Raw genomic sequence first — 16,185 nt, 5'->3', positions numbered from 1 at the left:
GCTGATTTCTCGCTTGATTAGATCAGGGGCAGTCACTCTTATAGTTTCGCCGGTTCGCGCGAGTCTGCAGATTCGCCTCCGGTGTGCAGGGGAATTTCCATGACCGATCTCGGTTCCGCACCACGCTCTCGTGCCGAAGGTCGCCGCGCCAAACCACCAAACGGAAACAACGGGACCGTCGATTCTTCGCAGGATCTGCTGCAGTCGCTGCAGGCGATGCGCGCGGGCGATTTCTCGGTTCGCATGCGGGGCGACTACCTCGGCGTCGAGGGCAAAATCGCTGACGCGTTTAACGAGATCGCCGCCGCCAACGAGCGGATGGCCCAGCAGCTCGCGCGCGTCGGCCAGGTCGTCGGCCGCGAGGGACAGACCCGCCAGCGCGTCAATTTCGGGCTCGCCAGCGGCTCCTGGGCCGACATGGAAAGCTCGGTCAACACGCTGATTGACGATCTGCTGTGGCCGACCCGCGAAGTCACTCGCGCGGTCGCCGCGGTGGCGCAAGGCGATTTGCTGCAGACCGTGCAGCTCGATGTCGAGGGCAGGCCGCTGCGCGGCGAATTCCTGCAGTCGGCCAACATCGTCAACACGATGATCAAGCAGCTCTCGGTGTTCACCTCGGAAGTGACGCGCGTGGCACGCGAGGTCGGCACCGAGGGCAAGCTCGGCGGCCAGGCTCAGGTGCCGGAGGTGACCGGCGTCTGGAAGGACCTGACCGAAAGCGTCAACTCGATGGCCAACAATCTGACCGGCCAAGTCCGCAACATCGCGGAAGTGACGATCGCGGTCGCCAATGGCGACCTGTCCAAGAAGATCACAGTCGACGTCCGCGGCGAAATCCTGCAGCTGAAGGAGGCCATCAACACGATGGTCGATCAGCTGCGCTCCTTCGCCTCGGAAGTGACGCGCGTGGCCCGCGAAGTCGGTACCGACGGTAAGCTCGGTGGCCAGGCGATCGTTCCCGGCGTCGCCGGTACCTGGAAGGACCTGACCGACTCCGTGAACGCGATGTGCGGCAATTTGACCGCGCAGGTCCGCAACATCGCCAACGTGACCACCGCCGTGGCGCGTGGCGACCTGTCGCGCAAGATCACTGTCGACGTGCGCGGCGAAATCCTCGAGCTGAAAGACACCATCAACACCATGGTGGACCAGCTCAATTCGTTCGCTTCGGAAGTGACGCGCGTAGCGCGCGAGGTCGGCACCGAAGGCAAGCTCGGTGGCCAGGCGCAGGTGCCCGGTGTCGCCGGCACCTGGAAGGACCTGACCGACAACGTCAACTTCATGGCGTCGAACCTGACGGCGCAAGTCCGCAACATCGCCGACGTCGCAACCGCGATCGCTGGCGGCGATCTGTCCAAGAAAATCACGGTGAACGTGTCGGGCGAAATCCTTCAGCTGAAGGAAACGCTCAACACGATGGTCGACCAGCTCAACGCCTTCGCCTCCGAAGTGACGCGCGTGGCGCGCGAAGTCGGTACCGAAGGCAAGCTCGGCGGCCAGGCCAACGTGCTCGGGGTCGCCGGCACGTGGAAGGACCTGACCGAGAGCGTCAACTCGATGGCCTCGAACCTGACCGCGCAGGTCCGCAACATCGCCGAGGTGACGACGGCGGTCGCCGGCGGCGACTTGTCGAAGAAGATCACGGTCGACGTCCGCGGCGAAATCCTCGAGCTGAAGGACACCATCAACACGATGGTGGACCAGCTTAATGCGTTCGCGGGCGAGGTGACACGCGTGGCGCGCGAGGTTGGCACCGAAGGCAAGCTCGGCGGCCAGGCGCTGGTGCGGGGCGTCGCCGGTACCTGGAAGGATTTGACCGACAGCGTCAACTCGATGGCCTCGAACCTCACGGGGCAGGTGCGCAACATCGCCGAGGTCGCGACCGCGGTCGCCAAGGGCGACCTGTCGAAGAAGATCACGGTGAACGTGTCGGGCGAAATCCTTCAGCTGAAGGAAACGCTCAATACGATGGTCGATCAGCTCAACGCGTTTGCCGGCGAAGTGACGCGCGTGGCGCGCGAGGTCGGCACTGACGGCAAGCTCGGTGGCCAGGCCCAGGTCACCGGCGTCGCCGGCACCTGGAAAGACTTGACCGACAGCGTCAACTCGATGGCAGGTAACCTGACGGCGCAGGTTCGCAACATCGCCGAGGTGGCGACCGCGATCGCCGGCGGCGACCTGTCGCGCAAGATCACCGTCGACGTCCGCGGCGAAATCCTTCAGCTGAAGGAAACGCTGAACACGATGGTCGACCAGCTCAATCGCTTCGCGGGCGAGGTGACGCGCGTGGCGCGCGAGGTTGGCACCGAAGGCCGTCTCGGCGGACAAGCCAACGTGCCCGGCGTCGCCGGAACGTGGAAGGACTTAACGGATTCCGTGAACTCAATGGCGGGCAACTTGACCGCCCAGGTCCGCAACATCGCCGAAGTCACGACCGCCGTCGCGCGCGGCGACCTGTCGCGCAAGATCACCGTCGATGTGAAGGGTGAAATCCTCGAGCTGAAGAACACCATCAACACCATGGTGGACCAGCTCAACGGCTTCGCCGGCGAAGTGACGCGTGTCGCACGCGAGGTCGGCACCGAAGGCAAGCTCGGCGGCCAGGCCGAGGTGCCCGGCGTCGCCGGCACCTGGAAAGATCTGACCGACAACGTCAACTTCATGGCGTCGAACCTGACGGCGCAGGTCCGCAACATCGCCGAGGTGGCGACCGCGATCGCCGGCGGCGACCTGTCGAAGAAGATCACGGTGGACGTGCGTGGCGAGATCCTGCTGCTCAAGGACACCCTGAATACGATGGTCGAGCAGCTTCGCTCGTTCGCGGCCGAAGTGACCCGCGTGGCGCGCGAGGTTGGTACCGAGGGCCGGCTGGGCGGCCAGGCCGTGGTGCCCGGCGTCGGCGGCACCTGGAAGGATCTCACCGATAACGTGAACCTGCTCGCTGCGAACCTCACCACGCAGGTCCGCAACATCGCCGAAGTCACCACGGCCGTGGCGCGCGGCGACCTGTCGCGCAAGATCACCGTCGACGTGAAGGGCGAGATCCTCGAACTGAAGAACACCATCAACACCATGGTGGACCAGCTCAACGCCTTCGCCGGCGAGGTGACGCGCGTGGCGCGCGAGGTCGGCACCGAGGGCAAGCTCGGGGGACAGGCCGAAGTGCCCGGCGTCGCCGGCACTTGGAAGGACCTGACCGATACCGTGAACGTGATGGCGGCGAACCTGACCGAGCAGGTGCGCGGCATCGTCAAGGTGGTGACCGCGGTTGCCGACGGCGACCTGAAGCAGAACCTGACGGTGAAATCGAAGGGCGAGGTCGCCGCGCTCGCCGACACCATCAACAACATGACGGAGACGCTTGCGACCTTCGCAGACCAGGTGACCAGCGTGGCGCGCGAAGTTGGCGTCGAGGGACGGCTGGGCGGTCAGGCCAACGTGCCCGGCGCGGCCGGGACCTGGAAAGACCTGACCGGCAACGTCAACCTGCTCGCCGCCAACCTGACATCTCAAGTGCGTGCGATCGCGGAAGTGGCGACCGCCGTGACCAAGGGCGACCTGACGCGATCGATCCAGGTCGACGTCCGCGGCGAGGTGGCCGAGCTGAAGGACAACATCAACACCATGATCGGCAACCTCCGTCTCACCACGGAGCGCAACACCGAGCAGGACTGGCTGAAGACCAATCTGGCGCGCTTCACCAACATGCTGCAAGGCCAGCGCGACCTCGCGACCGTCGGCCGGTTGCTGTTGTCCGAGCTTGCGCCGCTGATCAACGCCCATATGGGCGTGATCTACCAGGTCGAAAATCCGGAGGTCCCGCAGCTGCGCCTGCTGTCGGCCTATGCCAATGACAGCTCCAATCCGCATCCGCAGATCGTGCAGTTCGGCGAGGGGCTGATCGGGCAATGCGCGCTCGACAAGCGCCAACGCTTCGTCTCGGACATTCCCGGCGATGCGGTGCCGATCAATTCGGCGCTGATACGGGTCATGCCAAAGAACCTGGTCGTGTTTCCGGTGCTATTCGAGACCCAGGTCAAGGCCGTCATCGAGCTGTCGACGATCTCGTCCTTCACGACGTCACAGATCACCTTCCTCGAACAATTGACCGACAGCATCGGCATTGTGCTCAACAGCATCGAGGCGACGATGCAGACCGAGGCTCTGCTCAAACAGTCGCAGCAGCTTGCGGGCGAACTTCAGACCCAGCAGAAGGAGCTGCAGCAGACCAACGATCAGCTCGAGCAGAAGGCCCAGCAGCTTGCCGAGCGCAACGTCGACGTCGAACGCAAGAACCAGGAAATCGAACAGGCGCGGCGCGCGCTGGAAGAAAAGGCGACCGAGCTGTCGTTGACCTCGAAGTACAAGTCCGAATTCCTCGCCAACATGTCGCACGAACTGCGAACGCCGCTGAATTCGATCCTGATCCTCGGCCAGCAGCTCACGGAAAACCCGGACGGCAATCTGACCGGCAAGCAGGTCGAATTTGCCCGCACCATTCACGGCGCCGGCACCGACCTACTCAATTTGATCAGCGACATCCTCGATCTCTCCAAGATCGAGTCCGGCACGGTGACGGTCGACGCCGAAGAGATCCTTACATCCAGCCTGCTCGAAACCGTCGGGCGTCCGTTCCGGCACGAAGCGGACAACCGCCATCTCGCGTTCGGCATCGAGGTCGACAATAATCTCGCGCGAAGCATGGTCACGGACTCCAAGCGGTTGCAGCAGGTCCTCAAGAATCTGCTGTCGAACGCGTTTAAGTTCACAGCCGAAGGCGGCGTGAAGATGACTGTCACGGCCGCCGTCGGCGGCTGGAGCGCCGAGCATCCGATCCTCAACACGGCACCGGCGGTCGTTGCCTTCGAAGTGTCCGATACCGGTATTGGCATTCCCCAGGACAAGCAGAAACTGATCTTCGAGGCGTTTCAGCAGGCAGACGCCGGCACCAGCCGCAAATACGGCGGCACCGGCCTCGGCCTTGCCATCAGCCGTGAACTCGCGAGCCTGCTTGGCGGCGAGATCCATCTGCGCAGTGCGCCGGGCAAGGGATCTACCTTCACGCTCTATCTGCCACTGAAATATTCCGGACCGACGGTGGCGCTTCGTCCCCAGGCTCAGGCAGTACCGATGCAAAACACGTCCGCCCCGACGCTGCAGGCGTCCCCGCAGGAGCGCGTGATCGAGCAGCTTCCGGACGACCGGCTCAATCTCGAACCCGGCGACACGATCCTGCTGATCGTCGAGGACGACCCGCACTACGCGCGGGTGCTGATCGATCTGGCGCGCGACAAGGGCTTCAAAGTTCTGGTCGCAAACCGTGGCGCCGAGGCGCTCGACCTCGCCAAGCAATTCCAGCCGAGTGCGGTCTCGCTCGACGTGTTCCTGCCTGACATGCTCGGCTGGACGGTGCTGAGTCAGCTCAAGCACAATCCGCTGACCCGCCACATTCCGGTCCAGATCATCACCCTCGACGAAGACCGGCAGCATGCGCTGGCTCGCGGCGCCTTCTCGTTCGTCAACAAGCCAACCACGACCGAAGGCGTCAGCGCGGCGCTCTCGCAGATCAAGGAATACGCCAGGCCGCGCCGCAAGCGCCTGTTGATCGTCGAAGACAATGCGGCGGAGCAGCTCAGCATCCGGGAATTGCTCGGGCACGAGGACATCGAGATCGTCACCAGCGACACCGGGGCAGGGGCATTGTCGACTCTGCGCGATCATCCCTGTGATTGCGTCGTGCTCGACCTGCGTCTGCCCGATATGAGCGGTTTTGAGGTGCTCGACCATATCCGCAAGGACGATACGCTCTCGAATGTTCCCGTAGTCGTGTTCACGGGGCGGGAACTTTCGGCCGAGGAGGATGCGGAACTTCACACCATGGCGCGAAGCATCGTCGTCAAGGGTGTGGAATCGCCGGAACGGCTGCTCGATGAAACGTCACTGTTCCTACACCGTGTGATCACGGAATTGCCCGTCGAAAAACAGAGGATGCTGGAGAAGCTCAATAGTTCCGACGATGACCTCATTGGCAAGACAGCGCTCTTGGTCGACGACGACGCCCGCAACATCTTCGCGCTCTCCAGCGTGCTGGAACGGCGCGGCATGAAGGTGCTGACTGCGACAACCGGTCACGAGGCGATCGCGCTGGTCGAGTCCAATCCGAAGATCGCGATCGTCCTGATGGACATCATGATGCCGCAGATGGACGGTTACCAGACCATGGGCGCGATCAGGCAGAACCCGACATTCGCGCGGCTGCCGATCATTGCGCTGACGGCCAAGGCGATGAAGGGCGACCGCGAGAAATGCCTGGAGGCAGGCGCGTCCGACTATTTGGCGAAACCCGTCAACACCGAGCAACTGCTGCTCGCCATCCGCATGTGGCTACACCGCTGATCGGCGATCGAAAATGATGGATCACGAAAAGATAAACATTCTATTGGTCGATGATCAACCGGCCAAGCTGCTGGCCTATGAGGTCATCCTGAAAGAGCTCGGCGAAACCCTCGTCGCAGCAACGTCGGGCCGCGAAGCGCTGGAATTCCTTCTCAAGAACGAAGTCGCGGTTATCCTGGTCGACGTCTGCATGCCCGAGCTCGACGGCTTTGAGCTCGCCGCGATGATCCGCGAGCATCCGCGCTTTCAGAAGACCGCGATGATCTTCATCTCGGCGATCCAGGTCAGCGACATCGACCGGCTTCGCGGCTACGAGATGGGCGCCGTCGATTATGTGCCGGTGCCGGTTGTGCCCGAAGTGCTGCGCGCAAAGATCCGCGTGTTCGCCGAACTCTACCGCAAGACCCGACAACTGGAGCGTCTCAACGCAGAGCTGGAGGATCGCGTGCGTGCGCGTACCGCCGAGCTCGAGCAATCGACCACGCGCCTGGTCGAGAGCGAGGCCCGTCGCAGCATGGCGATCGCGGCCGGCAAGATGGGATCGTGGGACTGGGATTGGGTCAACGGCGACTGGATGTGGGACGAGGGCCAGTACAAGATATTCGGGGTCGACCCCAAATCCTTCACGCTGACCTCAGACAATATCGAGGGGCTGTTTCACCCCGAGGACGTTGACGAATTGCGGCAGGCCTGGGCCGGCTTCGGCAACGGCAAGACGTCATATGAAGCCGAATTCCGGGTGATGCGGCCGGACGGCGAGGTCCGTTGGTGCGTCGGGACGGCCGCGGCCACCAGCGACAGGAACGGCAAGGTGGTCCGGGTGAGCGGCGTCACCGTCGACATCACCGAGCGTAAGCGCGCCGAAGAGCGCCAGACCCTCCTGACCCGGGAAGTCGATCATCGCGCCAAGAACGCACTCGCGCTGGCGCAATCGATCGTGCGGCTGACCCGCGCGCAGAACATGAACGCGTATGTGCGGGCGGTCGAGGGGCGCATCACCGCGCTGGCGCGAGTCCACACGGTGCTGTCGCTGTCGAGCTGGCAGGGCGCCGAGATCCGGCGGCTGGTGAACGAGGAAATCGCACCTTACTCCGAGGCCGGGCAAATCCAGATCGAGGGCGGCGAGGTGCAGTTGCAGCCCGCGACCGCGCAAACGCTGGCCTTGGCGCTGCATGAACTCGTCACCAACTCCGCCAAATATGGCAGCCTGTCGGCATTGCCGGGCCGGCTCGCGATCACCTGGGAAGTGCAGGACGAGACCCTGATCCTGGTCTGGGTGGAATCTCGTGGACCCAAGGTGACCAAGCCGACGCAAAAGGGCTTCGGCACACGAAGCGTCATCGCGAGCATCGAGACTCAGCTTGGCGGACAGGCGGATTTCGATTGGCGAACTGAAGGTCTGATCTGCCGCCTGACCGTTCCTCTCAAGACCAGTATGCCGGAAGGCGCGACCTATCGCGATCTGGCGACACCTGAGCGGCGGCCTGTGCTGACCTCGAGGGCGGTCTAGAGCTTTTTCCGTTCCGATGGAATCGGAACAGAGCTCTAGATTCTTGTTTTGACGCGTTTTCTTCACGCGAACCGGTATCCACTTCGCTCGAAAACGCTCTAGTAACTTCATTGAGCCGTAGCTGAGCGTGGGACCTAGCGGTTAACCAAAGGGCGATTGCCATCGTCCGCGCGTGCACGAACTCACATTGAAGCCAAAGACGAGATCGTGATCGGAGCTTGCGGCCAATCTGCGCTACCACCTGCCGCAACGACGACGCAATCGCGCGAGGAACCGCATGCCAGGACTGAACTTTGCCGGCACGAGCATTTTCGCCCTCGCCATCGCCGCGCTGACCATCGGGCGATCGAGTGCCGAGCCGGTATTGAAGGGCGCAGACGCCTTTGGTGACTGGCAGCGCGACAAGCCCGGCACCGTCAGATTGATCACGCCGCTGGATTTGCCCAAGCCCGGCGCGACGGCGTCCAGCAGCAACGCGTCCCGCATCGTGCCGAGGCCTGCGTCCGCCGTTCCGCAGGTACCGGCAGGGTTCAAGATCGAGCTGTTTGCTGAGGGGCTGAGCGGCCCGCGGATCATGCGGACCGCGCCCAATGGCGATATCTTCGTCGTCGAAACCGGCCCCGGCCGCATCCGCATCCTGCGCAGCGCCGACGGTGCCACGAAACCCGCAACCAACGAGATCTACGCCAGCGGCCTGAACAAGCCGTTCGGCATCGCGTTCTTCCCAAGCGGAGTTAATCCGCAATGGCTCTATGTCGCCAATACGGACGGCGTCGTTCGATTTGCGTACCGAAGCGGCGACCTCAAGGCTTCGGGGAAGCCGGAGACGATCGTTGCCAATCTTCCACACGGCTACGGCCATTCCACGCGCGACATCGTGTTCACATCCGACGGCAAGCGGATGCTGGTGTCGGTCGGCTCTGCCGGCAACGCGGGCGAGGGGCTTGGCCGGCCATCGGAAGGCATCGAGGCCTGGAGCCGCGATCGCGCGCTCGGCGCCGCCTGGGGTTCTGAAACCGATCGCGCCGCCGTGCTCGGCTTCGATCCCGACGGCAAGAATCAAAAGCTGTTCGCGACCGGAATCCGCAATTGCGTGGGGCTGGCGATCCAGCCCGGAAGCGGCACGCCGTGGTGTTCGACCAATGAGCGCGACGGCCGCGGCGACAACCTCGTGCCTGATTATGTGACGCGCGTGCGCGAGGGCGCGTTCTACGGATGGCCGTGGTACTACATCGGCGCCAACGAAGATCCCGCGCATGCCGGCGAACGGCCGGACTTGAAGGACAAGGTGACGATCCCCGACGTCCTGCTGCAGCCACACTCGGCTTCGCTCGGTCTGACCTTCTACACCGGCAACAATTTTCCGCCTGACTATCGCGGCGATGCCTTCGCAGCCGAGCACGGTTCGTGGAATCGATCCAAGCGGACGGGTTACAAGGTCGTCCGCATCCGCCTGAAGGACGGAGTGCCGACCGGTGAATATGAGGATTTCGTCACCGGCTTTGTCGTCGCCGACAATGAGGTCTGGGGGCGCCCGGTCGGCGTCACCGTGACACGCGATGGCGCGCTGCTTGTCTCCGAAGACGGCAACGGGACGATCTGGCGCATCAGCCACGACTAACCGCTGACGCCTTCGCCGATCGCTAGATCACGTCCGCCAGCGATTGGCCATGCAGCTCGATGTTGAGGCCCTGCATGCCGAGATCGCTGATCTCGCCGCCCATCGCCTTCAGGCTCTCCTCGCGGATCAGTGACATCAGCCCGCGTCGCAGGGCGAGGAATTCCGAAGACATCATCATTGACTGCTGTCGCGGCCGTTCCAGCGGAATCGGAATCTCGGCCTTGATCGAGCCTGGACGCGCCGTCATGCAGTAGACGCGGTCGGACAGGAAGATCGCCTCGTCGATATCGTGAGTGACGAACAGGACCGAGATCTTCAGCCGCTGCCACATGTTGGTGAGGATCTGCTGCATGATGACGCGCGTCTGCGCGTCGAGCGCACCGAACGGCTCGTCGAGCAGCAGCACCTTGGGGCCGGTTGCGAGCGCGCGGACGATGCCGACGCGCTGCTTCATGCCGCCGGACAGCCGTTCCGGATAGTGCTTCTCGAACGCTTCAAGGCCGGCAAGCCCGAGCAGCGTGCGCGCCGCGCGCTCGCGCTGCGACCGTGCCATGCCGCGCATCTTGAGGCCGAACTCGACGTTCTCCCGCACCGTCTTCCACGGGAACAGCGAATATTGCTGGAACACCATGCCGCGTTCCGCGCTCGGTCCCTTGACCGGCTCGCCATCGACCGTGATGGTGCCTTCGGTCGGCTTCAGGAAACCTGCGACCGCGTTCAGGAACGTCGACTTCCCGCAGCCAGACGGCCCCACGATCGAGACGAACTCGCCGGGATTGACATGGATGTCCGTGTTGGTGACCGCCGCGACCGAGCCGTCGATGGTCTCGTAGCTCAGCGCAAAGTTCTTGACCTCGATGCGACCACGGACGGGTCTGGTCTCAACCACGCTCATGCGCGCCCCCAAGGCATAGCGAGCCGTCCAACGGCCCGGATCAGCAGGCTCGATGCGAGCCCAAGCACGCCGATCGCGATCATGCCGAGTGCGATATCGGGATACTGGACCAGCGAATACGCCTCCCAAGTGAAGTAGCCGATGCCGTATTGGCCGGAGATCATCTCGGCGGCGATCAGCGAGACCCACGCGACGCCCATGCCGATCGTCAGCCCGGTGAAGATGTGCGGCAGCGAGGCGGGGAAATAGACCTCCCGGAAGATCGAGGTTTCCCTGGCGCCGAGACAGCGCGCGGCCCGCACCAGCACCGGATCGACCAGCGTCATGCCGTGCAGCGTGTTGACCAGGATCGGAAAGAACGAGCCGAGGAACGTGATGAAGACGATGCTCTGCTCGTTGGTCGGCCACAGCATGATCGCCATCGGCACCCAGGCGATTGCCGGAATCGGACGCAACACTTCCGAGACTGGGAAGATCACCTCATGAACCAGCTTGAAGCGGCCCATCACCAGGCCAAGCGGGACCCCGACGAGCGCCGCCAGCGAGAAGCCGAGCAGGATGCGGCCGCAACTCAGCACGATGTGCATCAGGAATTTGGGGTCGTGGATCGCTCTGGCAAAACTGTCATAGACCGCGAGCGGCGAGGGCACGTTGGTGAAGCGGACGAAGAACACGACGCGGTATTTGGTCAGAAGATGCCAGACCAGGAGGAACACGACGAGCGACGCGATGCCGATCAGCATCGCGCGGATCCGGTCCTGGTTGAGCCGGTACCACCGGCCGGCAAGAACGCCGATGCCGGCCGGGGTGGCAACGGACGCCGGGGCCCGCGGCTCGGTCGCGGTCACCACGGCAGCCTCCTCGTGACGGACAAGTGCGGGGCTGCTGCTCACGTCTTGCCTCCTCCGACCGCCGACTTCACCGCGTCCTCGAAGCCCAAGACCTTGAAGCCAGAGACCTTGCCGCCGCTCTTGGCGGCATAGGCTTCGGCGTCCTTCTTCAGCAGGAAAGGTGCAATGTCGCCGCCGCCGACCGCGAAGAAGGCCTGGTCGGCGAACAGCTTGATCCCGCGCGTGGTGTCGAAGACATAGGCGACATTGATCTTCTTGCCCTTGGCCTTGAAGTCGGCATAGGCGCCAAGCGTGCAAATGGCGCTGGAGAACGGCAGGATGCCTTCGCCGTCGACCCAGACCTCGCCGGATTTGCGCCACTCGGTGATCGGCTTCTTGCAGAACGTATCTTCACCTGAAATCTCGTAGTTCTCCGTGCTGGCAAGCTGTACGTCATAGTCGAGCTTCATCTCGGCATAGGCTTTGCGGATGTAGGAATCGTCGACCCATTTTTTCGGATCGAACTCCTTCATGCGCCCGAGATTCTGCAGCACCTTCACGTCGGTCGCCGCGGCATCGATCAGGGCCGGCTTGATGGTTGGATCGGTCGTCATGTTGCCGCTTGGACCGAGGAAGATGTAGACCACTTCCTTGCTGATGCCGGTCCACTCCTGGATCTTCTCGGCGGCCTGTTTCGGGTCTGCGCGCAGCCACTGATCGGCCGCGATGATCGCCTTGATGTAGGCGATTACGACTTCCGGATATTTCTCGGCGAAGTCGGAGCGCACGACGACGCCGTGCCAGGTCGGCAGGTTGGTCTCGACGCCGTCAAAGATTTTTCGCGCGAAGCCGCGGAACGGCAGCAGCTCTGCGAACGGGACGAAGTCGGCATGCGCGTCGATCTTCTTCTCCTGCAGATTGGTCGAGCCGACCTCGGGACTCTGGCTGACGAGCTGGAAGAAGTCGGAGGGATAGCCGCGGTCCTGCATCGCCTTCAGCACCATGCCATGCGCGGCCGAGCCGAAGGGAACGCTGACCAGCTTGCCCTTCAGATCGGCGAGTTCGTAATAGGGCGAGTCCTTGTGGACGACGATGCCGTTGCCCGACCCCGACATGCTGTAGGCGGCGACCGCGATCAGGCGACTCTTGCTCTCGGGATTGTTCTCGAAGGTGAAACCGTTGACGACGAGCGGATAGTCACCCATCGCGCCGAATTGCAGCTTGTCGGCCATCATGCCGTTGGTGACGGGTGGACCGGAGGTGAAGTTCTGCCATTCGAGCTCGAACTTGATGTTGGCGTATTTGCCTGACGTCGGCAGGTACTTCTCGAGCAGATGCAACTGTCGGATCACGACGCCCGTGGTCACCGTGTTGGTCGTGGTGTCCTGGGTGCCGATCCCGACGGTGACGGTCTCCGCGGCCACGGGGCCGGCAAGCATCAGGGCCAGGGCCGTCGCCGACAGCGCGAACGCGCGTGCTGGTAGATGGCGGAGCATTCTCATCCTCGTTCGGTTGGATATGCCGATGCTGCCATGATTGGTTGACCCGGTGATCCCCGCAAACGCGGACTTGTCCTCACGGTCGATTAGTTGCCGGGAAAGGGCCGATGCACACCGGTTGGGCAGATTTGCTGCGGGGCGCCAATTCGATGAGCACAGGAATTAATCTGCCGCCTGGCCACGCATCTCCTCCAGCAGGTCGGGCCGGCAGACCACGATTTGGGAACGCTTGGTCAGCACGACCTGCTTGTCCTGCATCCGCTTCAGGCTGATCGTCACCCATTGCCTGGTGGCGCCGACCATGTGTGCGATATCCGCATGCGTGAAGGCCGCCGCGATCAGCGTGCCGTCGGGATCCTCGACGCCATAGAGATCCATCAGGTGCAGCAGGAGGTGCGCCAGGCGCTGGGTGATCGAACGTGTTCCAAGCATCTGGGCAAGCGCGGAATAGCATTTGCCCTTGAAGGTCAGTCCCTCGATCAGGCCGATTGCCAGATTGGGGATTTCGGTGGCGAGCGTCCGCAGCTCGCGTCCCGGAAGCTGCACGACAGCGCAATTGCTGGCGGCAACGCCGGACCATTGATGCGTGCCGCCCTCGAACACTTCCGGTCCGCCGACGAAATTGCCGACGTGCCAATAGGCCAGCGTGATCTCGCGACCGAGCGGCGAGATATAGAATACGCGGACGCGGCCGCTCTCAATCAGATAGATGCCGTCATGCTTGGCGCCCTGGCTGAACAAGGTCTGTCCGCGGTTGAGCACCTTGCGGCGGCCCGACTTGAGCACGAGGTCGCGTTCGCGCGGCGTCAGCTTGTCCATCAGTGGCGGCGGGCCGCCGATCGCCTGCTGATTCTCGGTGAGCAGCAGCGAGGTGCCGCCGGGCGTCTTGGCGGCGCCGGGAGTCACGCTGCCGCTGATAGCATTGGCCGCATGGAGCAACATGACCTGCCTCCGGATCATCTGGAACTGATCCAAAAAGCAGCAAGCTTCATGCCAGACGAAGGACGGCGAACCGCCGCGAAGCAAGTTCGAAACGTGACTGAAAGGCCAGCAAAATCAATGGCTGGCGAGATCCAGAAGGTAGCTCTTCGGATAGATTCCACGGTTATGGCCATCGGAGAAAGCGATGTTCAATCCGTAGCCGAGATCGGCCACCTCGACGATGGCGAGGCCCGGAAAACCCGCGGGGAAGCGATCGTCATAACGGGCACGGAGACAATGCGCGCACTTGCAGGCCGTCCGTAACTTTTCGGCCGACAGCGTAATGTTGTCGCCGAGGGATGTGGCCATCGACAACGAGTCCTGACCAGGACTGACGTCATACCCCGTCACAGTCGGTGCAACCGTCATCGTCATCACGACCATCTCCTCGCGCGTAAAATAGGAGAGGAACGGTCGCTGCGATAGCAACTAATTGCACGCAAGGCGCAAATAGCAATGACTCGGTTGCAATCCTCCAGCCTTGGAGAACGACAAGCCATGGGATTGATGACGCGAAGGATAGATTCGCCTTGGGCGCATCGAACACGCGAACTGCGTTTGCTGCTTTGTTGCTCAACCGGCTGACTCCGATTTGATCAATTGGGCCAAACCTCATCATTCTCTCGTCCATGACAACTAATTGCTATCGCGCGTGATGGCGCTGAACAAAGCTGCCGCCACGTTGCGAACCAGGAGCTGATGATGGCAATGGACGAGATAGTCGATGGAATGTCGGAGGTGTCCTGCGACGTGCTGGTGATCGGCGGCGGTACCGCTGGCCCGATGGCGGCGTTGAAGGCGAAGCTCAGGAATCCCAAGGCCAACGTCGTTCTGCTGGAGAAGGCCAACGTCAAGCGCTCCGGCGCGATCTCGATGGGCATGGACGGCTTGAACAACGCCGTCATTCCCGGCTACGCGACGCCCGAGCAGTACACCAAGGAAATCACCATCGCCAACGACGGCATCGTCGACCAGAAGGCGGTCTATAAATACGCGCAGAACTGCTACGGGATCATCGAGGAGCTCGACAGCTTCGGCATCCGTTTCCTCAAGAACGAGAACGGCGATTACGCGGTCAAGAAGGTGCATCACATCGGCACCTATGTGCTGCCGATGCCGAACGGCGACACGGTGAAGAAGGCACTCTACCGCCAGCTCCGCCGCGCCCGCATCCTGATCTCCAACCGCTACATGGCGACGCGCCTTTTGACGGGAAGCGACGGCCGCGTCGCCGGCGCGATCAGCGTCAACACGCGGACCGCCGAATTGCTGGTGATCAAGGCCAAGGCCGTGATCCTCTGCATGGGCGCGGCGGGCCGTCTCGGCCTGCCGACGTCGGGCTACATGTTCGGCACCTACGAGAACGCAGCGAATTCCGGTGACGGCTACGCGATGGCCTATCATGCGGGTGCAGCACTCGCGAACCTCGAATGCTTCCAGATCAATCCGCTGATCAAGGACTACAACGGCCCGGCCTGCGCCTATGTGGCCGGCCCTTTCGGCGCCTATACCGCCAACAATGAAGGCTCGCGCTTTATCGAGTGCGATTACTGGTCGGGCCAGATGATGCTCGAATTCTACAACGAGCTGTTGTCCGGCAAGGGACCGGTGTTCCTGCAGCTCAAGCATCTCCACGAGAAGACGATCGAGGAGATTGAGTCGACGTTGCACAAGGTCGAGCGGCCGACGCGGGGCCTGTTCCAGAAGGGACGTGGCAACGACTACCGCACCGAATCGATCGAGATGCACATCTCCGAAATCGGCTTCTGTTCGGGCCACAGTGCCTCCGGCGTCTTCGTCGATGATTTCGCCCGCACCACCGTGCCGGGCCTTTATGCCGCCGGCGACATGGCGAGCGTGCCGCACAATTACATGCTGGGCGCCTTCACCAACGGCGCGGTTGCCGGCACCGATGCGATGGAGTTCGCCGACAATCACGATTTTGCGGATTTCGATGCTGCCGAAGTCGCGAAGGAGCGCGATCGCGTGATGGCACCGACCAAGCGCGACGACGGCATCCCGCCGAACCAGATCGAGTACAAGGCGCGCCGCCTGGTGAATGATTATCTGCAGCCGCCGAAGGTCACCCGCAAGTTCGAGCTCGGCCAGCGGCGCCTCGCCGAAGTGCGCGAGGACATGGAGCAGCGCATGATCGCGCGCAACTCCCACGAACTTCTGCGCGCGCTGGAGACCCAGTCGATCCTCGATTGTGCCGACATGGCAGCCCATTCCTCGCTTTACCGCGAGGAGAGCCGCTGGGGCCTCTATCACCTGCGCACGGATTTCCCGGAGAAAGACAACGAGAACTGGTTCTGCCACACGCTGCTGAGCAAGAAGGACGGCCGGATGACCAGCGAGAAGCGTGAGGTGCAGCCCTATGTCGTTCCGATCGCAGACGACGAGAAGGACCTCTACGACAAGCAGCGCATCCGCGCCACCGCGTGATGCCAGCC

The 16,185-nt window shown here is 62.8% G+C and carries 9 protein-coding genes; 4 read left to right on the top strand and 5 right to left on the bottom strand.

Translation table 11 applies throughout. From position 1 onward, the window contains the following. The first annotated feature begins 99 nt into the window (after positions 1-99). From UP10_RS15650 to UP10_RS15640, 3 genes are all read left to right on the top strand, one after another. Positions 100-6,396 (top strand): HAMP domain-containing protein, encoded by a 6,297-nt coding sequence (locus tag UP10_RS15650; protein ID WP_044588192.1) that lies wholly within the window; start codon positions 100-102, stop codon positions 6,394-6,396. Positions 6,397-6,412: 16 nt separating this feature from the next. Next, complete coding sequence (locus UP10_RS15645) at positions 6,413-7,906, top strand: sensor histidine kinase (RefSeq protein WP_044588286.1); 1,494 nt, start codon at positions 6,413-6,415, stop codon at positions 7,904-7,906. Between the two features lie 277 nt (positions 7,907-8,183). Further along, the gene (locus UP10_RS15640; RefSeq protein WP_044588191.1) at positions 8,184-9,527 is read left to right on the top strand and encodes a PQQ-dependent sugar dehydrogenase; all 1,344 of its coding nucleotides are present in this window, start codon (positions 8,184-8,186) and stop codon (positions 9,525-9,527) included. Between the two features lie 22 nt (positions 9,528-9,549). Here the strand turns inward: UP10_RS15640 and UP10_RS15635 are convergent, their stop codons facing one another. From UP10_RS15635 to UP10_RS15615, 5 genes are all read right to left on the bottom strand, one after another. Continuing rightward, positions 9,550-10,422 (bottom strand): ABC transporter ATP-binding protein, encoded by an 873-nt coding sequence (locus tag UP10_RS15635; RefSeq protein WP_044588190.1) that lies wholly within the window; start codon positions 10,420-10,422, stop codon positions 9,550-9,552. Then, positions 10,419-11,315, bottom strand: coding sequence for an ABC transporter permease (locus UP10_RS15630; protein WP_044588189.1), 897 nt, complete (start codon positions 11,313-11,315; stop codon positions 10,419-10,421). Before UP10_RS15630 ends, UP10_RS15635 begins: the two co-directional genes overlap by 4 nt. Continuing rightward, entirely contained in the window at positions 11,312-12,748 is a 1,437-nt protein-coding gene (locus UP10_RS15625) for an ABC transporter substrate-binding protein (protein WP_044588188.1), read from the bottom strand. The genes UP10_RS15630 and UP10_RS15625 overlap by 4 nt, the downstream gene beginning before the upstream one ends. A gap of 165 nt (positions 12,749-12,913) precedes the next feature. Next, a complete protein-coding gene (locus UP10_RS15620) occupies positions 12,914-13,693 on the bottom strand; it encodes a Crp/Fnr family transcriptional regulator (RefSeq protein WP_044588285.1) in 780 nt (259 codons plus the stop codon). A 114-nt stretch (positions 13,694-13,807) separates the two neighbouring features. Further along, complete coding sequence (locus UP10_RS15615; RefSeq protein WP_044588284.1) at positions 13,808-14,107, bottom strand: gamma-butyrobetaine hydroxylase-like domain-containing protein; 300 nt, start codon at positions 14,105-14,107, stop codon at positions 13,808-13,810. Between the two features lie 327 nt (positions 14,108-14,434). Here UP10_RS15615 and UP10_RS15610 point away from each other — a divergent pair, with 327 nt between their 5' ends. Further along, positions 14,435-16,177, top strand: a complete 1,743-nt coding sequence (locus tag UP10_RS15610; RefSeq protein WP_044588283.1) for a fumarate reductase/succinate dehydrogenase flavoprotein subunit — start codon at positions 14,435-14,437, stop codon at positions 16,175-16,177. Positions 16,178-16,185 lie beyond the last annotated feature (8 nt).

The sequence above is a fragment of the Bradyrhizobium sp. LTSPM299 genome, assembly GCF_000938235.1.
Taxonomy (GTDB): Bacteria; Pseudomonadota; Alphaproteobacteria; order Rhizobiales; family Xanthobacteraceae; genus Bradyrhizobium.
The sequence above is the reverse complement of the archived record's forward strand: the minus strand, read 5'-3'. Positions and strand labels throughout refer to the sequence as shown.

Excerpts from the sequence above, each read along its gene's own strand:
- UP10_RS15625 (WP_044588188.1), bottom strand. The coding sequence starts at position 12,748 with ATGCTCCGCCATCTACCAGCACGCGCGTTCGCGCTGTCGGCGACGGCC.
- UP10_RS15640 (WP_044588191.1), top strand. The coding sequence starts at position 8,184 with ATGCCAGGACTGAACTTTGCCGGCACGAGCATTTTCGCCCTCGCCATC.
- UP10_RS15615 (WP_044588284.1), bottom strand. The coding sequence starts at position 14,107 with ATGACGATGACGGTTGCACCGACTGTGACGGGGTATGACGTCAGTCCT.
- UP10_RS15620 (WP_044588285.1), bottom strand. The coding sequence starts at position 13,693 with ATGTTGCTCCATGCGGCCAATGCTATCAGCGGCAGCGTGACTCCCGGC.
- UP10_RS15645 (WP_044588286.1), top strand. The coding sequence starts at position 6,413 with ATGGATCACGAAAAGATAAACATTCTATTGGTCGATGATCAACCGGCC.
- UP10_RS15650 (WP_044588192.1), top strand. The coding sequence starts at position 100 with ATGACCGATCTCGGTTCCGCACCACGCTCTCGTGCCGAAGGTCGCCGC.
- UP10_RS15610 (WP_044588283.1), top strand. The coding sequence starts at position 14,435 with ATGGCAATGGACGAGATAGTCGATGGAATGTCGGAGGTGTCCTGCGAC.
- UP10_RS15635 (WP_044588190.1), bottom strand. The coding sequence starts at position 10,422 with ATGAGCGTGGTTGAGACCAGACCCGTCCGTGGTCGCATCGAGGTCAAG.